Below are 17,116 nucleotides of genomic sequence, written 5' to 3'. Positions count from 1 at the left end.
GCGGCGCGGGCGGTTTCGATCCCGCCCGCTGGCCGGTCGATGGTGGTGCTGGCTACCGCACGCCGCCCGCGGTCCAGCTCACAAGGCCGTTTCCCTGAGGCCGGGTGGCAGAGGCCGCTTCAGGCGCCGAGGTAGCGCAGCACGGCGGCGACCCTGCGGTCCATACGGTCGCTGGGAGCCAGGCCGAGCTTGGCGAAGATGTTGCGGATGTGCTTGTGCACCGCCCCCTCGGTGATCACCATCTTGTCGGCGATGGCCAGGTTGCCCAGTCCTTCGGCCATCAGCGCGAGCACCTCACGTTCACGCGGGGTGAACTCCTCCAGGGGGTCGCGGCGGCGGGTGAACAGCTGGGCCACCACGTCCGGGTCGATGGCGGTGCCGCCACCGGCGACCCGGTTCAGCGCCTCCAGGAACTGCTCGACCTTGCCGACCCGCTCCTTGAGCAGATAGCCGACCCCGTGCGTGCCGTCGGCCAGCAGGTCGGTCGCGAACGCCTGCTCGACGTGCGCCGACAGCACCAGGACCCCCAGGCCCGGCTGCAGGCGCTTGGCCGCCACGGCCGCCCGGATGCCCTCGTCCGTGTGGGTGGGCGGCATGCGCACATCCACCACCGCCACATCGGGCCGGTGCTCTTCGACCGCGGCCAGAAACCCCTCGGGGTCGCTCGCGGCCGCGGCCACCTCGATGCCCTCCCCGCTCAGCAACAGCACCAGGCCCTCGCGCAGCAGCGCGTCATCCTCAGCGATCACGACTCGCACGGCAGTTCCACCTCGATCACAGTCGGCCCCCCATCGGGGCTGGTCAGCGTCATTGTTCCGTCATGGGCCTCGACGCGGCGGCGGACGCCGGCCAGCCCGGTGCCCGCGTCATCGCGGGCACCGCCCTTGCCGTCGTCACGCACCTGGACGCGCAGCACCGGGCCGACACGTTCGACGAGGACCTCCGCGTGCTGGGCGCCGCTGTGTTTGCCCACGTTGGTCAGCGCCTCGGCCACGGTGAAGTAGGCGGCGCTCTCCACCGACAACGGCACCACGGCGAGCTCACCCACCCGCACCCGGCAGGGCACCGAGCATCCGGCGGCCAGCGCGTCCAGCGCGCCGGCCAGCCCCTTGTCCTCCAGGATCGGCGGCAAGATCGCGCGCACCACGCCGCGCAGCTCCGCCAACGCCTGCTCGGCCGCGCTCCTGGCACGCTCCAGGGCGTGCGCGGCCCGGGCGGGATCGCGCTGCAGAGCACGCTCGGCCGCGGCCACCGTGACCACGACCGCGTTCAGCCGGTTCTGCGCGCCGTCGTGCAGGGCCCGCTCGATCCGGCGCAGTTCGACGGCGTGCGCGCGCAGCGCCCCCGCGCGGGTCACGGTCAGCTGCGCGATGCGTTGCGACAAGTCGATCGAGGCGTGCGGGACCAGCAGTTTCCTGGCGGGCAGCGCCTGCAGGCGCGCCAGCGCAGGGAAGAGGCGGATCAGGGCGACCACGACGGCCAGGCCGATCACCGAGGTGGCGATCGCGCCCGGCCAGGTGGTGACCGGGACGGCGAAGTTGGTGAGCTGATCCTCGCGCGCCAGAAACTGCCAGTAGACCGGGTAGGTGACTTCCCGCAGCGCCGCCACCGGCATGAGCAGCCCGATCAGGCCGCAGGCCGGGCCCACCACGGCGTAGAGGACCAGCCAGCCCAGATCGCGCCAGGTCGCCGGGTCGGCACGGGCCGCCCGCATCCTGGCAGCCCAGCCTCGGGGCAACTGCTCGGCAGACATCTGGTACGGGCTGACGATCTCGACACCCGCGCCGGCCAGGCGCCTGCGTTCCCACTCGGCCGCGCCCCTGGTCATCGCGATCATCGCCGGCACCAGCGCCAGCCCGACCCCGACCAGGCTCAACGCGGCCACCACCAGCCAGCACAGCGCGACGACGACGGCCATGAACGCGGTGCCCAGCCCTCCGGCCAGCCGTTCCAGACTTTCAAGGATTCCCCGCAACACGGGCGCCATGGTAGGTGAAAGGGGACACATCTTGCTCCAGCCCGCTGTACCACGGCTCGGCAGCGTGCGGGATTTCCGCAGATCGGGCCCGTTTCTAGGGTTCTGGCCATGACCGACCCCTATCGCATCTCCAGCCCTGACTCCGACCGCGCCACGCCGCGGCCCACCACCTCCCGGCACGCAGCGCGCAAGCACGCGCTGAGCAAAGGCGCTCTCGCGCTGCGCGCCCTGCTCTGGCTCGTCCTGATGGCCAGCGCGGTCGTCAACCTGATCGCCAACAGCATCGGCCGCGCCTGGCCGCTCGGCCTGGCCTCGGGCGGCGTCGCCGTCGCGTGCATCGCCGCCCTCATCGTGCACCACGTGAGCAGGCGCAAGGCATGAACCACGTCGTCACCCTCACCGGCGTCACCAAGAAGTAGGCCCACTGCTCGGATAGCTATCACCGAAGGAAGGGCAGGGGCGTTCCCGCAGGTCGCAGTGTGTAGCCGATCCTCACTGGGGGCCGGGTTTCGGTCCAGGTGTTCGGGGATGAGTCCGGCCCAGGGCTGCGCGATAACGCGATGAGCGACGTCTCCCCAGCTCACAACGCCGAGTCCTGGAGCACCCGCGGGCCCACGCCGAGACCGTGCCGGAGCAGACAGGAGACCTGTATCTCGTAGCACCCCGCCAGGCGCTCCAGCCAGGAGGTCAGTGCCTCTCCCGGGGCGGGTGCCGGATGCATCGGCCACCGCCGCAGCGTCAGGTCGATCACGCCAGCTCGCGCTCGAACAGCCTCCGCCGCTCGCTCGGTCCGCTGGAGCCGACCAGCAGCAGGGTCCGGTCGTTGACGGCTTCCTCGCCGCAGGTGATCGCCGCGGCGGCCGCGCTGGTCAGCAGCGCGGTCAGCTCACCGATCGTGCCTTCACTGCGGGTGATGAGGTGTTCGGCCATCTCCGGTGTGGCGATCGGCGACGGCGAGCGCAGCGGGAACGCCGCGGCGAAGCTGGCCAGCAGTGACCGTGCCTCCTCATCGGTCTGCCATCGCGGCAGGACGAACGGCTCAAGCCGGTTCTCCAGCTGATCGTCCGATCGGATCGCCAGGTAGGCGTCCCGGGCGCCGACTCCCACCAGCGGGATCTTCAGCTGATGTCAGTGCCCCGCGGAGTGGATGCCAGTACGGCTCACACACGTTCGCTGGCCGGACCGCACCGCGTATCACCCCTGGTGTGTCGGCCAGCTGTCACGAGGTCGGCAAGATGCGCAGCACCTCGTCGATCTCGCGCGGAGGATCGGCCTGCCTGCGAGGTTCCAGCTGGCCAGTGACCGCGGGGCGCACCGCACATCGCCCCGGGGGTGCGGCGAGGGGGCGTCCGGCGGCTGTGAATACCCTGGGGTGCTCATTCGCACGTCCAACACGCCGGGGAGTCTCCACCGTGTCTCGCGCCGTCGCTTGCCTTCGCCTTCGAGATTCGGGCCCAGATCGCGCCGACGCTGCACATTGGCCACGGCGACGGGGAACGCACCGAGTTCACCCCGATCGTCGGCGGAACCGTCACCGGCCCGCGGCTGCGCGGCACGGTGCTCCCCGGAGGCGGTGACTGGCACAGCACCCGCGGCGAGGTGTGCGAGCTGGACGCGCGCTACCTGATCCAGGCCGACGACGGCGCGGTCATCGACATCGTCAACCGCGGCTACTACCGGCCTGGTCCGGAAAGCCCGGACCAGCACGACGAGGGCCTCCAGGTGACGCACGCCGGCCTCTACTACCGGACCTCGCCCGTCTTCCGTACCGACGCCGCCGCCCACCGATGGCTCGCCGAGACCGTGTTCGTCGGACTCGCCCGCCCCGAAGGCGAGAGCGAGGACGTCGTCGCGATCCGCATGTACGAGGTGCTCTAGCCCGCCCTGCGGCAGCGGAACGGCCGCCCTGTCGGTGTCCGTCCGTGACCGCCGGCTCGCTCCGGAGCTCAGGGGGCAGAAGCTGCGGCGACGCTCGGAATGCATGCGCCTGGACGGCCGGATCCGGCTCATACTGCCCGTGTCGCCGCCAGGAAGGGGCATGTCCGGAGGCGACACCAAGGTGTGACGGAGAGGCAGTACGACTACCCGCGGCCGGAGGTGTTCCGCGCCTGGACGGCTCCAGAGGAGATGGCGCAGTGGCGCGGCAGTCCCGGTTCGCACGTGGAGCCGGATACGGTCACGTCCGATCTGCGGCTCGGCGGACGTCACCACCACGTCAAGGTCCGTGACAACGATCCCACTACCCGGGTGACGACCAATGCGGTATTCATCGAGTACTTCGAGCCGGATGTCTTCGTCGCACGCCAGCGGATCACGGGTGACCCTGGCATCGACCAGGCCACCAGCCCGCGAACCGGCGCAGCCGGTACGTCCGCTACGACACCGACGAGGAGGAACACGGCGGCGTCAACGATATCGCCACGGAGTGGCCCGGTCTGCGCGGCACCATCTTCACCAGCGACATCGAAGCGGTCTGTCCGGTCGCCGGCAGCTTCAGCGACATCTACCTGTTCAAGGGCGACCAGGTCATCCGCTACGACGTCCGCAACGAAACGGTGCTCCACGGCGGCCCCTGGGACATTTCCGTCGCCTTCCCCGACCTGAAGGACACCACCTTCGACTCCGGCCTGTCGGCCGCCTGCCTGGTTCCCGGCCTTGTCGGCGCCTTCACCGTGTTCTGCGTCTTCAAGCGCGACCGCTACATGCGCGTCCGCAAGCAGAGCTTCTGGCCCGGCCCGGCCACCGCTCACCCGCCTCTCGCACAGGACCTCACGGTCTGAGCGAGAGGCGCCCGGCACGCTGGCACGACAGCGTAGGCCCGAAAGTCGAGCGTATGGCGTTAGGTCGGCTCCCGGTCGCGGGGCTGGCGGGCTCTGTACTCCTGGGCACGGGCGGCGAGTTCCCGGAAGAACACCGGTGGTGGTGTGACCTGGCCCTCGCGCCCGATCGGGGAGGGTGCCAGCGGTATGAGCAGATCGGTGTTGGGTGAGTGCAACCACAGGGCAACCTGGTAGAGCTCGGGGATCCGCAGGAGTCGGAGATCGAACCCGGCCAGTTGGAGCTGCGGCAGGGCTCGTGCGGCTCTGACCGCGGTCGCGGTGGCTCCAACGGATGAGCTTCTGTAGAACGTTGGCGGGAAGGTGCGTTCCGGCGTCTCGGAGACTTCTGCGCCGGCGAGCACATTGCCGCCGGACTCCAGCAGGAATCGCCAGCCCACCGGCTGCGCCGTTTCCAGGCCGCCGCCGGCCTCGATGTCTCGGACGAGCAGGGCGAACACCCGGTGTGGGGTGGACACCTCCACGTCATCCGGGGCGATCTCGCCCAGCAGTTTCGGGCCCTCTCCGCCGGCTCTGGCGATTAGGCCGAGCTGGGAGCGTGTTTCGTCCCGGATCCGTCCCGGCGGTTCAGGCATGTTCAACGGCATTGCAAAGCTCCCTGAGGCTAGTTTCGGCGAGTCTTGAAGGTCCGGTTCCAGGTGCCGTTCGCGCCGCCCGGGTAACCGCCGAAGAGCGTCTCCCATGCGATCCACATGATGGGAGAGTCCTCCATGCCCGCGTATACCCCGCCCGTGTCCTCCCACGGGTCATGCACCCATACGTGCACCAGCTCACCGGTCTGCGGGCGGTAGCTGTACCCCCAGATGTTGACGATGTGGCCGGAGAGGCCGCCACCCCAGCCGATGTTCATCATGACTGGGCGTCCGGCGTCTATCTCCGCTTTGACCTCGTTCTTCGTCAGCTCCCTGAGCCTTCTGACCTCCACCCACCTGTTGCCCACCCACGTCGCGTCGACGGAATATCTGTCACCGTCGGCAACGGGGACCTGGACCCCGGCTTGCTGTAGCGGCCCGAAATCCGGCCACCAGCCCTGGTTGCAGTCCCCGCGTAACTCGCCATCCGGGCAGCAGCGGAACGGTCGCTGGTCGGCGAGCCTGGAGTCGTCCCGGTTGAGGACTGCGGCGGCGAATCCGCACTGGGTCCAAACCTGCGCATTGGCGTAGAAGTTCGCGATGCTGATCGTCGTCGCGTTCCAACACCAGAGTGTTTTTTCCTGGTATTGACGCCAGCGCCAGTATGTCGAGCCGAGACTCTTGACCATTACGCTCTCGTCTGGTTGTGACACGCGACGTCATCCCTTCACTAGGCCGGTTACGTCGCCGCCGTCTTCTCGTAGAAGCCCCACCGTTGCGCCTCCTGACCGGGGCCCGGGAGGGCCCACGCCGCTGACGTTAGAGAGCCACAACTGCGCTCACAAGAGTCACAATCCGTCAGGCTGGACCGAAACAAACAGAGTGGGACTCACATTTCAATTGCGGGCCGCTCATTACGTCTCGGCTTCCGCTCGGCCGCGACCAGCAGCGCCCCCGCACGGACTTGTCTCCTTGGCGCGAACCGCGAGGTCCGGGTCGAAAGCGCCCAAGCCTCGGCCTGGTCGCACGGGGAGATCGCATCGGCTCTGCCCCTCCCGCCCCATCAGCCTCGAAAGAGGACTGCCGTGAACATCGCCGTCCCGTGGCCTCATCCGGCCACCGGCGCAGCATGTGTGACAGCGTCGGCCAGGCGATAACGTCGAGACGCGTCCTCGAGGTCGCCGCGGTGCTCGGGCCAGCCGGTCGCGACCTGCGCGCCCGGTGGCTCGGCAGGGGCCGCCGGCGACGGCGAGGCTCTGGCGCAGCCTCGCCCCGCCCTCGTAGGTGGTGATGACCAGACGAGCCTGCTCGACGACCCCGGCCCACCGGATACGACCTGGGTCCACGACCCGGTTCTCCCTGAACGAGGTCGTTCTCAGGCGGCGGCGAGGTCCGGATCACGCTCATTTGGGGCTCATGACACGTTTCTTACCGGCACCCCAGCAGCCAGCGCAGGAACGCGGTCAGCACCTGCAGCCGGGTCTGCCGGGTGCTGGCCGGCGGGGAGTCGGCCAGCCAGGCGGCCACCACGTTCCAGGTGAGCCGGTCCATGGCGTCGACGAGGTCGACGTCGGCGCCGGGTACCTCGCCGCCGTCGTGCCGGGCCCGGCACGGCCGCAGTCCGGCGATGTCGCCGACGCTGGCCACCAGCGGCGCCGGCGGTGCCAGTCCCGATGCTGGCTGGAGGTTGACGGTCCGGCGGGTGGTCGGATCCGCAGGGGCCGTCCCCAGCTTCCGGAGCGCTGCCGGGGGCATGTACCGCGGTCGGCTCGATCACATCGCCGCTCGCCGGACCCGTCGGCGCCGCGGCGGACATGACGCCGAGGTCGGCGGTGGCCCGGATCGGCTGATCATCTGTTGTCCTGGGCGGTGTGGGGCCGCTCGGCTGCTCGAGTGCCGCCCCCTGTGTCACGCCGGGCCGGACTGGCGGCCAGCTGGGCATCGCGGCGGGCGAGCAGCTCGTGCACGAGGCGTGCAGCGGCGGCCAGTCGCGCCGGTCCGGATCGACGGCGCCGCCGGGCAGCCGTCCGTGCAGCAGGCTCATCCGGACACCGATGTGCTCCGGTCCGACCACGGCCAGCCAGCCGGCGCACAGGCGGAAGGGGTGGGCGGTGTCCGGCTGGTCCTTGTGGCAGGCCATGCGCGGCGCCGAGGTCAGCCGTGCCACGTCGGCGGCCGTGGTGTCGTCGCGGCGCATCACGCCCCGCTGCGCGCGGCGCAGCCGCAGCATGTCCTCCTCGCTGGACGCGGTGTTGTACGTGGTGGGCCAGTGGCATTCGAGCGTGAACTCGAGCTCCTCATCGGCCGTCCACGCGGGCGGCCGTATCAGGGCTCGAGCTCAGCAGAGGTCTGGTGCACCTTGTCTAGAGATCTTTAACGGCTGACGTTAAAGCGGTTGGCGTGACTGAGCGTTCTACCTGGTCCTGACCGCGGTTGCGTGACGAGCACGGCGCGCGGCATACCCGGATCTCGGCCCGGGCGGATACAGGCTGTGCGATGGCTCGGGATGCGGGCGAGCGGTCCGTGGCCCGCCTACGTACCCGCCGTTGGGACCGCTGGTCGCCCGTGGGCGTAGCGGTTGCGCATGGCGTCGCTGGCCGCAGGACCCGCTGCGAAGACGTAGGCATGGCTGTCGTCGAGTCGGCGGCCGGTCCTGGCGTCAACGACCACGGGCTCGACCTCCTCGCCGCTTTCCGCGTCGACGAGAATCATGCTGCGTTCGTGCGGCTCCAGCCGGGAATTGCCCCACGCGGCCAGGGCGACGATTACCGGGCGCAGGGAGCGCCCGAGGTCGGTCAGCACGTACTCGCGGCGGACCGGGTTGGTCTGGTAAGGCCGACGCTCCAGCAATCCGTCCGTCACGAGGGACTTCAGGCGGGCCGAGAGCATGCTCGAGGAGATGCCCAAGTTCTCATGGAACTGATCGAAGCGGGTGTAGCCATCGAAGGCGTCGTGGAGGATCAGCAGCGTCCACCACTCGCCGACATGCTCCACCGTCGTGGACAGCGGGCACTCCCGGTCCTCCAGCCTGATGCGGCTCACCACGGTTACCATCCCTTCGGTTACTGCTAAAGTCGAAGTCAGTAGCTTCTACTTTAGCAGTAACCGAGCGTCGCACCGTATGTGCGCACCAGGGATCGGAAGACACCATGACCAGCCCCATCAACGAATCACTCGAAGGCCGCCGCGCCCTGGTCACCGGCGGCACCAAGGGCACTGGAGCCGCCATCGCCCGGCGGCTCGCCGAGGCAGGCGCCGACGTGCTTGTCACCGCCCGCAGCCGCCCCGACAAGGTCGAGGATAAGACCTTCATCGCCGCCGACCTGTCGACCGCCGAAGGGGCCGACCGGGTGATCGCCGAAGTGGGAGCACGCCTGGAAGGTGTCGACGTCCTGGTCCACACACTCGGCGGCTCCGAGGCGCCGGCCGGCGGATTCGCGGCGCTCGGCGAGGAGGACTGGGCAAAGGAGCTCAACGTGAACCTGCTGGCCGCCGTCCGCCTGGACCGCGGCCTTTTGCCTGGCATGATCGCGAGCGGCAAGGGCGTGATCCTGCACGTCACCTCGATCCAGCGCCGCATGCCACTGTGGAACGGCACCCTGGCCTACGCAGCAGCCAAAGCGGCGCTGACCACCTACAGCAAGGGCCTGGCCAACGAGGTCGCCCCACATGGTATCCGTGTCAACACCGTTTCTCCGGGCTTCATCCAGACCACCGCCGCCGACAACCTGGTCGCCCGGATCGCCCAGGAGGCCGGCGTCACGCAGGAAGCCGCCCTGGGGCGGCTCATGGACTCGCTCGGCGGCATTCCCCTCGGCCGCCCCAACCGACCGGAGGAAGTTGCTGAACTCGTCGCTTTCCTCGTCTCCGACCGCGCCTCGGCCATCGTCGGCGCCGAACACGTCATCGATGGCGGCACCACCCCCACCGTCTGAGCCCCAGTTAAGAGGACCGTCGTGCCGAGCCATCAGCCCCACACCATCGCCCCGAGCGACTTGCCCGAGACGATCACACGCTACCTGAGGGCCCACAAAGACCACGACACCGCCACCGCAGTCACCGCCTTCACCAGCGACGCCACCGTGACCGACGATGGCAGGACGTACCAGGGCGCCACGGCAATCGAACAGTGGCTGAACCGCTCCGCCACCGAATTCACCTACACCATCGAGCTCACCGATGCGCAGCAGACTGATCCGACCCACTACGTCGCCACACACCACCTCGAAGGCAACTTCCCTGGAGGCAGTGTCGACCTGCGCTATCAGTTCGCCCTCCGCGACGACCTGATCGAGCGTCTGGTCATCGAGACCTGATCGCCTGGGCGTCTCGATCCCGCACTCGGATGAGCCCTTCCGTCCGGCGGCTTGGCCGCGCTTTCATGAAGCCTCCGCCTGGTGCAGGTGCCCCCAGGTACGTGCCCCGGCGTAGGAGGCACCGAAGCGCGGTCAGATCCAAGTACGGTGCTCAGTCACAGTTGGAGGTCGAGCCCGGTCTTGGCGATGAGACCCTGGAGGAGGCGGGAGCGGTACTGCATGCGTTTGAGCCGTGTCTTCACCAGCGCGGTGAGCTGCTCGAGGCTGTGTTTCGTGAGGTTGGCCAGCGACCTCTTCAGGTGCGACCACACGCCCTCGACGGGGTTGAGCTCGGGAGCGTACGGCGGCAGCTGATAGACGGTCAGCCATAATCGGGCGGCGATCAGCTCGTGCATGGCGCGGCTGACGTGCGTGTTCAAGTTGTCCCAGACCAGGACGATGGCGCCGCCGAGCTGCTGGTGCGCGGCATCCAGCAGGTGGGCGTAGTCGGTCTCGGTGAAGCCCTTGCGACGGCCTTTAGCGGGACCGCGGTCGAGGTGGATGCGGTAGATCAGCCGTGATCTGCGGCCGGCCTTGGTGCAGATCAGCGCTGCCATGGAGACGCGTTTGGTGCCTGCGGCCGTAACCCGCACCACCGGGGTGTGGCCCCGTCGGCCCCAGGTGCGACCCTTGGGCGGCCTCAGGCCCTGGCCGGCCTCGTCCTCGAAGCAGAGCCAGGCGCCCAAGTCCGCCGCTTTCTTTTTTATGAGGGGCCACTGCTCGTCCTTCCAGGCGGCGATCTTCGCCTCGTCCCGCTCGGTGGCCTTGCGGGAGGGCACCCGCACACTCCAGCCGATGCGGTGCAGCAGCAGGTAGAGCCCGGCCAGGGTGTACTCGACGCCGAACCGGCGGAGCACGATCTCGGCGATCCGGACCAGCGTCCAGCACTGGTCACTCCAGCCGGACGCGACCGGTCCGGCATCCAGCACGGTCTCCAGAACGCGGAGTTGTCCCGGATCGAGCTTGCAACTGGGCGCCGCCGGGGCCCCTGGAGGCCAAGGCCTGCCGACCGCCTAAAGCCAATGCCCGTCGCCAGCGATTCGCCGACCTCCGGGTCACTCTGAACCGCCGGGCGACCTCCCGGTCACTGGCCCCGGCTTCGATCAGGTCAGCGGCTGCGAGCCGGACTTGCTCACGCCGAGCCCGTTCCACGGCCGTCAATCCACCGCCATCGGGATACCTCATTCTTCCGGCATAGCGCGGCCCACGACACCCGTCACGACCGGACGTAACCCGCACCGTTAAAGATCTCTAGCAGCCGCTCCCAGATCTTCGGCGCGGCCGTCAAGAACCAGCACCGCGTCATGAAGGAGCTGTTCGGCCTCCTGCGGCGTGGTGGCCAGGCGATCGAGACAAGACGCCCAAGGGAGGAGTTCCATCCCGCGCTTGAGATCGATTCCCCAGATGATCACGTCCGAGCAGGCGGACAGCTCGCCCAAGAGGACGTTCACACCGCCGCTCTTGCCTGCCCCCGCCACACCGCCGACCAGCGCGTGACGGCGCAGCAAGAACACGCGTACCGGACTGCCGTCCTCGAAGAGACCAAGCCTCACCGGTTGAGTGATCGAGGACACCGATGGCCCCGGCCAGGTGATCGCGTCGGCATGCGGGTCGGTCTCGATCACCCGTAGCTCACACCGGTTGGCGCGCTCGGCAACGGGCTGGATACGTCCCGCGCCGCGCCGGGTGCCAAGAGCCGACTCCAGCGCCGGAAGCTTGCCAACGGCATCCTCCACCGTCTGCCCACGCGCCAGAGCGATGCGGGCGCGATAGCCCCAGAGATCGACGACGGCTGACTGAACACGTGAACCGTGCAGCCCGACCGCTTGGGAGATGTCCGGCCAGGCCGCCAAGGTGCGCTCGACCCGCACCTTGGCCCGTCGCCGGCGGTGTGCCCACCAGGGCAAGGCAGCCAGCATACCGCCAACACCCAGCACCGCAGGGAGAGGCGGCGTGAGCGGTCCCAGCACCGTGGCGGCGACCATCCATCCGCCGGCCAGCAGCACCACAGCGGCGGCGTACCCGCGTTCGATGCCCCGACTGAGGTTGATCCATCTGCCGAACATGGCCACCGCCCACGCGATACCTCCGGCAAGGATCAGCACGGTCGGCCACCACTCCGGGAACTCGGCGTGCAAGACCGCACCGCCGGCGAACGCCAGCAGCACGACCACGAGCGGAGCCAACTCGGAGCGGAAACGCCAGGTCGCGCGAAAGATGGTCGTGATGACCATCGGCGCGAATTCGAGATCCTCAGTGAGCAGCATCATGGGTTCGATGCCGTCACGGCGCATGCGGCGGGCGTTGCGCCGCATGCGGTGGCGGGATGCGCGACGCCTCGTCACCCGTCATCACCCGCCTTAGCAGGAAGGACGGTGCGGGCATGCTGGGAAAGCTCGTCGCGGAGATAAAACAGCGGGTCGTCCTCGCCATCGGCGTGCGCCGACAGAGTGGCGTTTCCTGCGGCGATGAGATTGGCCTGGAGGAGTCGGAGCCTGGCGATCTGGGAGCGGAGCCTCATCACGTCGTTGACCAGGCTGGGAGTGTCGTCCAGCGCGTCAGTGATGTGCGTCCAGATGTCGACGAGAGTCAGCGTGGTGGAGGCGAAGGCGCGAATGAGTTCGCGGGCGTTGCGGTTGCGGTCGGAGACCTCCTGAAGATCACGGTCGAGATAGGGGTGATGATGGGGCACTAGGCATCTCCTCCTTAGATCGGGGACAAAGTCAGGCGCCGGAGAGCCAACGCACGACGGCGCTGATCACGCGACGGATGTCCGGAGCAAGGGATGTGGCTGCCAACAGGAAGCCGCACACCACGCAGACGATCGCCTGCCATACACGCAGACCGAGATAGCGCCATGCGACGAGGACGACAGCGCCCAGGAGCAGAACGAGCGGGATCGATACGGTCATGAATCTCACCTCCTCTGACGTCGCGGGGAATGGCGGACAGTGGGCGTCGCCTCAGATGCCGTCGTGGTGAGCCTTCCGGCGGTGCCAGCGAGCGCGGGCGCGGCACTTTCGACAGCGAGCGGTACCGGGGTCACGGATGGCACCGCAGGAGCAACGCTGGTGGTAGGGGGTCAGAGCGCGCATGCCATTCACCTCCTCTCGTCGTAGGCGTCGGCCTCAGGGCAGTGATGCGTGTGCGCACCGAGCAGACGGCGGGAGATCGCCTCCGCGGAAGTACGAGGTGGATCGGCGAGGCTCATGCGGCGGTCCTCGGCGCGAATGCTGATGATCAGCGTGATGAATACCGCGAGCAGGCAAGCGGTCAGCAGCACCGCCACGATCACTACGAAGAGGGTCACATCCATCTAGATCACCTCCACATGTGCGTCTGGGAGGTTCTCCAGGAGGTCGGCCACGACCTGTAGACCGATGATCGCGACCAAGACAACGGTTGCGGCCAATTCGCTGGTGAGGGCGTCGGCGCAGTTGTCCAGGAGCTCCACGAGCGTTCGCGTGGTGGCGATCAGGCGCGGTCGCGTCAGCTTGACCATCTGGAGATCACTCCCTTCCGCCGTTGGGGAACCTTGGGAATGCGAAGGTAGGTTCGGCGAAAGGGGTAGCCCCATCACGAGGTGAGATCATGCGACGAGATCAGAACTATCGTGTGGTGATATAAATGCCTGTCGATCGCAAGGCGCGTCGGCGACGCGAGCATCTCTACTACGTAGGGCCAGGCGTCCGAGATGTATCCGGTAGTGAATGAGGTGTCTCTGCGGTGCTCCCCCCAGTCGCCGACCAGAATCGGATAGCTCCGCAGGTCAAGCGCGTGCTCGTTGCCCTACTTGCCCTCCCCCTGCTTTCGGGCTGCAACGTCGCGTGGGCTGTTCGCGAGCTAAAGGCCGACCCGGCCGCCGTCGGCGAAGCGCGCAGCATCGGCGCGGTGGTCGCAGAGACCACGCAAGTACTCAGGTATGAAAACGCCGATCAGGCTATTGAGGTTTTGATAATCGATATCGGAGCCTCGTCTTTTCGCGAGGCAATTGGCGCGGCAAAGGAACGGCTGCGACAGCGTGGATGGAAGATTAAGTACGACTCCGACGATCTGGTTTCTATGGAGTCTGCCAAATGGAAGCAGACGGATCTATCTATAGAGCCGCTCCAGGCACTTAAGGACTACAATGTGGATTCGGAACCACAGATAGCCAGCACACTTAGGGCAAATGAAGCCAAGTCAGATACCTTTGCGATCGTGACACTAACGCCTTTTGACTGACGCTCGGGTTCAGCGGATACCGCAGAATGTAAAAGCCCCGGCAGAGCCGTGGGAACGAACGCTCTCGATGAGCGCTGACGGCTCGAGGCTTTGAAGCGCCGCGAACTCCTGGGTATGGTCGCGCGCCTTGGGGCGGCAACGACCATCGCGCAGAGCGAGGTCTGGGAACGCGTTTCGTTCGCGCTCACCAGACCGCACGCAATCGACGAAGCTATCGTGCGCGAAATGGAAGCACGATCAGCCGGCTTCCCTCGCCTAGAGGAAATGCTGCCTGCCAATGCGATTTTCAAAGGCCTCGCTGCCCATCTTCGCGAGCTCGGAATCATCCTGAACGGAACAGTTCACGACCCGAAGGACGAGCTGCGCAACCGACTCATCACCATCGTGGGCGAAAGCAGTGTTCTGGCTGGCTGGATGGCGAGCGACCTCGGTAGTCCGTCCACCGCCCGCAACTTCTATGACACCGCCGAAAAGGCTGCCAAAGAGGTCAACGATCCAAGCATCATTGCCTGCACTTACGGCTACCGCAGCTACATCCCAAGCGCCAAAGGCGCTCATGGACGGGCGCGCGCGCTCTTGGGCAGCGCTCTCGAACTCCTGCCCAAATCAATCTCTCCCGGCACGACGACGTGGCTCGCGGCAAGGCATGCAGAAGAAAGCGCCGCACTAGGAGACAAAGAGAACGCCCTCCGATCATGGACACACGCCACGGAGGCCTTCAACGTCGCAGACCCCGAAGAAGATCGAGTATGGACCAGATTCCTCGATCAGGATCGGTTCGACTCCTTCCGCATCGCCACCTATTCCAGGATCGGCAGGTTGGAGGAGGCGGAGGAACTGGCGCATGCGATCATCGCACGTCTGCCCGAAGTTGATCGCAAGAGGGCCGGGATCATCCTTGGCGACATCGCTACAGCGCACATCGTCCACGGTTCCATCGCTGAAGCCGCAAAGGCAGCCAAGGATGGTCTAGCGATCATCCGGGAGACCGAATCAGCCATCTGGTTGCCACGCTTCGAAGTCCTCGCGGAGTCGCTGAGGAGATGGAAGACACAGCCGCCTGTACGCGCGTTCCTCGAAGAGCTGATCACAACCAAGCGTCAGTTCTCCTCGGCTCCTCGCTGATTCCACTCGAATATTCGCCCACGCCCGGAGGAATGCGATGCCACGCGCCGCCACAGATAAGGCGTCCGTCCTGTTCCATGTACAGCGAAGCCGGCCTTACCGAGACGAAAAGCCCTGACCCCGCTAAGGGCGCAGGCTCGATCCCCCCGCTGCGCGAGGAGCACAGCGCTTCGCGGTCATCGTGACCTCTTAGTCGTGGACCCATCCCCGCGTGCGCGGGGAGCACGGAGCGGATGCGCGAGCACACCACCGTGTTCCGGGACCATCCCCGCGTGCGCGGGAAGCACATCGGCACGAACCCATAGGCGTGGGCGCGAAGGGGCCATCCCCGCGTGCGCGGGGAGCACTCGTTGGCCACCCATGGGGCCGATTTGTAGTAGGGACCATCCCCTCGTGCGCGGGGACCACGGCTCGGCTGCTACCCGTCTCGCTCCCCAAGCGGGACCATCCCCGCGTGCGCGGGGAGCACGCGCGGTCCTCGGGGCGGAGCGCCTTCTGGTTGGGACCATCCCCGCGTGCGCGGGGAGCACGACCAGCCGCGCATCTTTCTGAGGTGCCGGGCGGGACCATCCCCGCGTGCGCGGGGAGCACCCGGTGCGGACGTAGGTGCCGGTGCGGAGGTCGGGACCATCCCCGCGTGCGCGGGGAGCACGTCCGGTCTGCCTGCTCGGCCTTCTTCGTCCCGGGACCATCCCCGCGTGCGCGGGGAGCACTTGCCGTCTCCGTGAGGGTCGCGGTCGTAGACGGGACCATCCCCGCGTGCGCGGGGAGCACCTCTCCGGGTGACGAAGGAGGGCCGCTTTCGCGGGACCATCCCCGCGTGCGCGGGGAGCACAGCGAGGCGGGCCCAAGGGGCACATGGGAGTGGGGACCATCCCCGCGTGCGCGGGGAGCACCTGACGCAGGCGTGGCTGCCGCTGATCCCGCTGGGACCATCCCCGCGTGCGCGGGGAGCACGACGCCATCCTGCTCCACCCCGGGTCGGTGCAGGGACCATCCCCGCGTGCGCGGGGAGCACAGGGTCTCGATGCGCCGCAGCGTCGTGCCCGGGGGACCATCCCCGCGTGCGCGGGGAGCACGACACCAAGCCTGCCCCCAGGTCGATGGCTGGGGACCATCCCCGCGTGCGCGGGGAGCACTTCTTGGCCTGCCGGGTGGCGATGGTGTGGCCGGGACCATCCCCGCGTGCGCGGGGAGCACGTCGTGGGCGGTCTCGAGGATGCTACGGCGAAGGGACCATCCCCGCGTGCGCGGGGAGCACACAAGAAGCCGGTGAAGGCCGCAACCCGAAAGGGGACCATCCCCGCGTGCGCGGGGAGCACTACCTGCCCTGGAGCCTGCCCGAGGGTGAGTCGGGACCATCCCCGCGTGCGCGGGGAGCACGGAGGGAGAGGGCTTTGCTCTGCTTGCTGACGGGGACCATCCCCGCGTGCGCGGGGAGCACATGTTGCCGCCTTGGGTGGCGGTGTCCGGCTCGGGACCATCCCCGCGTGCGCGGGGAGCACTGCCTGACCACGGACAACCGTTTGTCCCGCGCGGGACCATCCCCGCGTGCGCGGGGAGCACAAGAACTCAGTCCGCGCCGACCACGGCACCGTGGGACCATCCCCGCGTGCGCGGGGAGCACGACGATGCCGGCCCGGAGTCGGTCAGTGATCTGGGACCATCCCCGCGTGCGCGGGGAGCACCGCTGAGCTCGAGATCCGAGCCGTCATCCTGCGGGACCATCCCCGCGTGCGCGGGGAGCACCTGGCGGGCCGCGTCTACTCGTACTCGACTGGGGGACCATCCCCGCGTGCGCGGGGAGCACTTGGAGTCCGCGGTCACTATCACCGCGCAGACGGGACCATCCCCGCGTGCGCGGGGAGCACCGGGTCCGGTCCTACACCCGCCAGGTCATCACGGGACCATCCCCGCGTGCGCGGGGAGCACTAGGAGCTGTTTCCTGGATCACGTGCGGAGCCAGATGACCAAGGCTGCGACCGTGACGGTTCCCAGGAACATGTAGGCGCGTTTGTCGTAGCG

General features: G+C 68.0%; 22 protein-coding genes and 1 CRISPR repeat array. Of the genes, 8 read left to right on the top strand and 14 right to left on the bottom strand.

Translation table 11 applies throughout. The features are described from left to right. Positions 1 to 119: 119 nt before the first annotated feature. Together ACWENQ_RS43630 and ACWENQ_RS43625 are read right to left on the bottom strand one after the other, a co-directional pair. Positions 120 to 758 carry a response regulator transcription factor gene (locus tag ACWENQ_RS43630; protein WP_449929875.1) on the bottom strand — a complete coding sequence of 213 codons (639 nt, stop codon included), beginning with the start codon at positions 756 to 758 and terminating at the stop codon, positions 120 to 122. Continuing rightward, the gene (locus ACWENQ_RS43625; protein WP_449929873.1) at positions 746 to 1,978 is read right to left on the bottom strand and encodes a sensor histidine kinase; all 1,233 of its coding nucleotides are present in this window, start codon (positions 1,976 to 1,978) and stop codon (positions 746 to 748) included. The genes ACWENQ_RS43630 and ACWENQ_RS43625 overlap by 13 nt, the downstream gene beginning before the upstream one ends. Before the next feature lie 108 nt (positions 1,979 to 2,086). On the opposite strand from ACWENQ_RS43625, the gene ACWENQ_RS43620 reads away from it, so the two are divergent. Further along, complete coding sequence (locus ACWENQ_RS43620; protein WP_449929871.1) at positions 2,087 to 2,359, top strand: hypothetical protein; 273 nt, start codon at positions 2,087 to 2,089, stop codon at positions 2,357 to 2,359. A 199-nt stretch (positions 2,360 to 2,558) separates the two neighbouring features. Here ACWENQ_RS43620 and ACWENQ_RS43615 read toward each other — a convergent pair whose 3' ends face one another. Both ACWENQ_RS43615 and ACWENQ_RS43610 read right to left on the bottom strand, forming a co-directional pair. Next, on the bottom strand, positions 2,559 to 2,729 hold the full coding sequence (locus tag ACWENQ_RS43615) for a hypothetical protein (RefSeq protein WP_449929869.1): 171 nt from the start codon (positions 2,727 to 2,729) through the stop codon (positions 2,559 to 2,561). Then, positions 2,726 to 3,094 carry a TniB family NTP-binding protein gene (locus tag ACWENQ_RS43610; RefSeq protein ID WP_449929962.1) on the bottom strand — a complete coding sequence of 123 codons (369 nt, stop codon included), beginning with the start codon at positions 3,092 to 3,094 and terminating at the stop codon, positions 2,726 to 2,728. Before ACWENQ_RS43610 ends, ACWENQ_RS43615 begins: the two co-directional genes overlap by 4 nt. A gap of 246 nt (positions 3,095 to 3,340) precedes the next feature. Here ACWENQ_RS43610 and ACWENQ_RS43605 point away from each other — a divergent pair, with 246 nt between their 5' ends. From ACWENQ_RS43605 to ACWENQ_RS43595, 3 genes are all read left to right on the top strand, one after another. Then, on the top strand, positions 3,341 to 3,856 hold the full coding sequence (locus tag ACWENQ_RS43605) for a DUF3237 domain-containing protein (RefSeq protein ID WP_449929960.1): 516 nt from the start codon (positions 3,341 to 3,343) through the stop codon (positions 3,854 to 3,856). 99 nt (positions 3,857 to 3,955) lie between these two features. Then, positions 3,956 to 4,582, top strand: a complete 627-nt coding sequence (locus ACWENQ_RS43600) for an SRPBCC domain-containing protein (RefSeq protein ID WP_449929867.1) — start codon at positions 3,956 to 3,958, stop codon at positions 4,580 to 4,582. Next, entirely contained in the window at positions 4,480 to 4,758 is a 279-nt protein-coding gene (locus ACWENQ_RS43595; protein WP_452419516.1) for a hemopexin repeat-containing protein, read from the top strand. The genes ACWENQ_RS43600 and ACWENQ_RS43595 overlap by 103 nt, the downstream gene beginning before the upstream one ends. A gap of 59 nt (positions 4,759 to 4,817) precedes the next feature. On the opposite strand, the gene ACWENQ_RS43590 is transcribed toward ACWENQ_RS43595, so the two are convergent. The 4 genes from ACWENQ_RS43590 to ACWENQ_RS43575 all read right to left on the bottom strand — a co-directional run bounded on the left by ACWENQ_RS43590 (position 4,818) and on the right by ACWENQ_RS43575 (position 8,429). Continuing rightward, positions 4,818 to 5,402, bottom strand: coding sequence for a hypothetical protein (locus tag ACWENQ_RS43590; protein WP_449929865.1), 585 nt, complete (start codon positions 5,400 to 5,402; stop codon positions 4,818 to 4,820). Positions 5,403 to 5,419: 17 nt separating this feature from the next. Further along, positions 5,420 to 6,076 carry a C39 family peptidase gene (locus tag ACWENQ_RS43585; RefSeq protein WP_449929863.1) on the bottom strand — a complete coding sequence of 219 codons (657 nt, stop codon included), beginning with the start codon at positions 6,074 to 6,076 and terminating at the stop codon, positions 5,420 to 5,422. A 739-nt stretch (positions 6,077 to 6,815) separates the two neighbouring features. Then, positions 6,816 to 7,034 carry a hypothetical protein gene (locus ACWENQ_RS43580; RefSeq protein ID WP_452419478.1) on the bottom strand — a complete coding sequence of 73 codons (219 nt, stop codon included), beginning with the start codon at positions 7,032 to 7,034 and terminating at the stop codon, positions 6,816 to 6,818. A gap of 885 nt (positions 7,035 to 7,919) precedes the next feature. Then, on the bottom strand, positions 7,920 to 8,429 hold the full coding sequence (locus ACWENQ_RS43575; protein ID WP_452419477.1) for a winged helix-turn-helix transcriptional regulator: 510 nt from the start codon (positions 8,427 to 8,429) through the stop codon (positions 7,920 to 7,922). Positions 8,430 to 8,536: 107 nt separating this feature from the next. Here ACWENQ_RS43575 and ACWENQ_RS43570 point away from each other — a divergent pair, with 107 nt between their 5' ends. After that, entirely contained in the window at positions 8,537 to 9,322 is a 786-nt protein-coding gene (locus ACWENQ_RS43570) for an SDR family oxidoreductase (RefSeq protein WP_379575548.1), read from the top strand. 21 nt (positions 9,323 to 9,343) lie between these two features. Then, a complete protein-coding gene (locus ACWENQ_RS43565; protein ID WP_452419476.1) occupies positions 9,344 to 9,703 on the top strand; it encodes a hypothetical protein in 360 nt (119 codons plus the stop codon). A 155-nt stretch (positions 9,704 to 9,858) separates the two neighbouring features. Here the strand turns inward: ACWENQ_RS43565 and ACWENQ_RS43560 are convergent. From ACWENQ_RS43560 to ACWENQ_RS43535, 6 genes are all read right to left on the bottom strand, one after another. Then, positions 9,859 to 10,927 (bottom strand): IS630 family transposase gene (locus ACWENQ_RS43560; RefSeq protein WP_452419475.1). Its coding sequence is split into 2 segments (ribosomal slippage): positions 9,859 to 10,710 and positions 10,712 to 10,927, totalling 1,068 coding nucleotides; the frame shifts between segments, so codons are not numbered across the junction. Positions 10,928 to 10,983: 56 nt separating this feature from the next. Further along, positions 10,984 to 12,057: a hypothetical protein gene (locus ACWENQ_RS43555; protein ID WP_452419474.1), complete on the bottom strand. Its 1,074-nt coding sequence runs from the start codon at positions 12,055 to 12,057 to the stop codon at positions 10,984 to 10,986. A 26-nt stretch (positions 12,058 to 12,083) separates the two neighbouring features. Next, positions 12,084 to 12,434 (bottom strand): hypothetical protein, encoded by a 351-nt coding sequence (locus tag ACWENQ_RS43550; protein WP_452419473.1) that lies wholly within the window; start codon positions 12,432 to 12,434, stop codon positions 12,084 to 12,086. Positions 12,435 to 12,465: 31 nt separating this feature from the next. Further along, a complete protein-coding gene (locus tag ACWENQ_RS43545) occupies positions 12,466 to 12,654 on the bottom strand; it encodes a hypothetical protein (RefSeq protein ID WP_452419472.1) in 189 nt (62 codons plus the stop codon). Between the two features lie 188 nt (positions 12,655 to 12,842). Beyond that, entirely contained in the window at positions 12,843 to 13,058 is a 216-nt protein-coding gene (locus tag ACWENQ_RS43540; protein ID WP_452419471.1) for a hypothetical protein, read from the bottom strand. Continuing rightward, a complete protein-coding gene (locus ACWENQ_RS43535) occupies positions 13,059 to 13,244 on the bottom strand; it encodes a hypothetical protein (RefSeq protein ID WP_452419470.1) in 186 nt (61 codons plus the stop codon). 224 nt (positions 13,245 to 13,468) lie between these two features. Here ACWENQ_RS43535 and ACWENQ_RS43530 point away from each other — a divergent pair, with 224 nt between their 5' ends. Both ACWENQ_RS43530 and ACWENQ_RS43525 read left to right on the top strand, forming a co-directional pair. Continuing rightward, the gene (locus ACWENQ_RS43530; RefSeq protein WP_452419469.1) at positions 13,469 to 13,966 is read left to right on the top strand and encodes a hypothetical protein; all 498 of its coding nucleotides are present in this window, start codon (positions 13,469 to 13,471) and stop codon (positions 13,964 to 13,966) included. Between the two features lie 90 nt (positions 13,967 to 14,056). Beyond that, on the top strand, positions 14,057 to 15,091 hold the full coding sequence (locus ACWENQ_RS43525; protein WP_452419468.1) for a hypothetical protein: 1,035 nt from the start codon (positions 14,057 to 14,059) through the stop codon (positions 15,089 to 15,091). 197 nt (positions 15,092 to 15,288) lie between these two features. After that, a CRISPR array of direct repeats spans positions 15,289 to 17,023; the repeat unit is 29 nt; unit sequence GGGACCATCCCCGCGTGCGCGGGGAGCAC. Positions 17,024 to 17,116 lie beyond the last annotated feature (93 nt).

This window comes from Nonomuraea sp. NPDC004354 (genome assembly GCF_053602555.1).
This window is presented reverse-complemented; position numbering and strand designations above follow the sequence as displayed.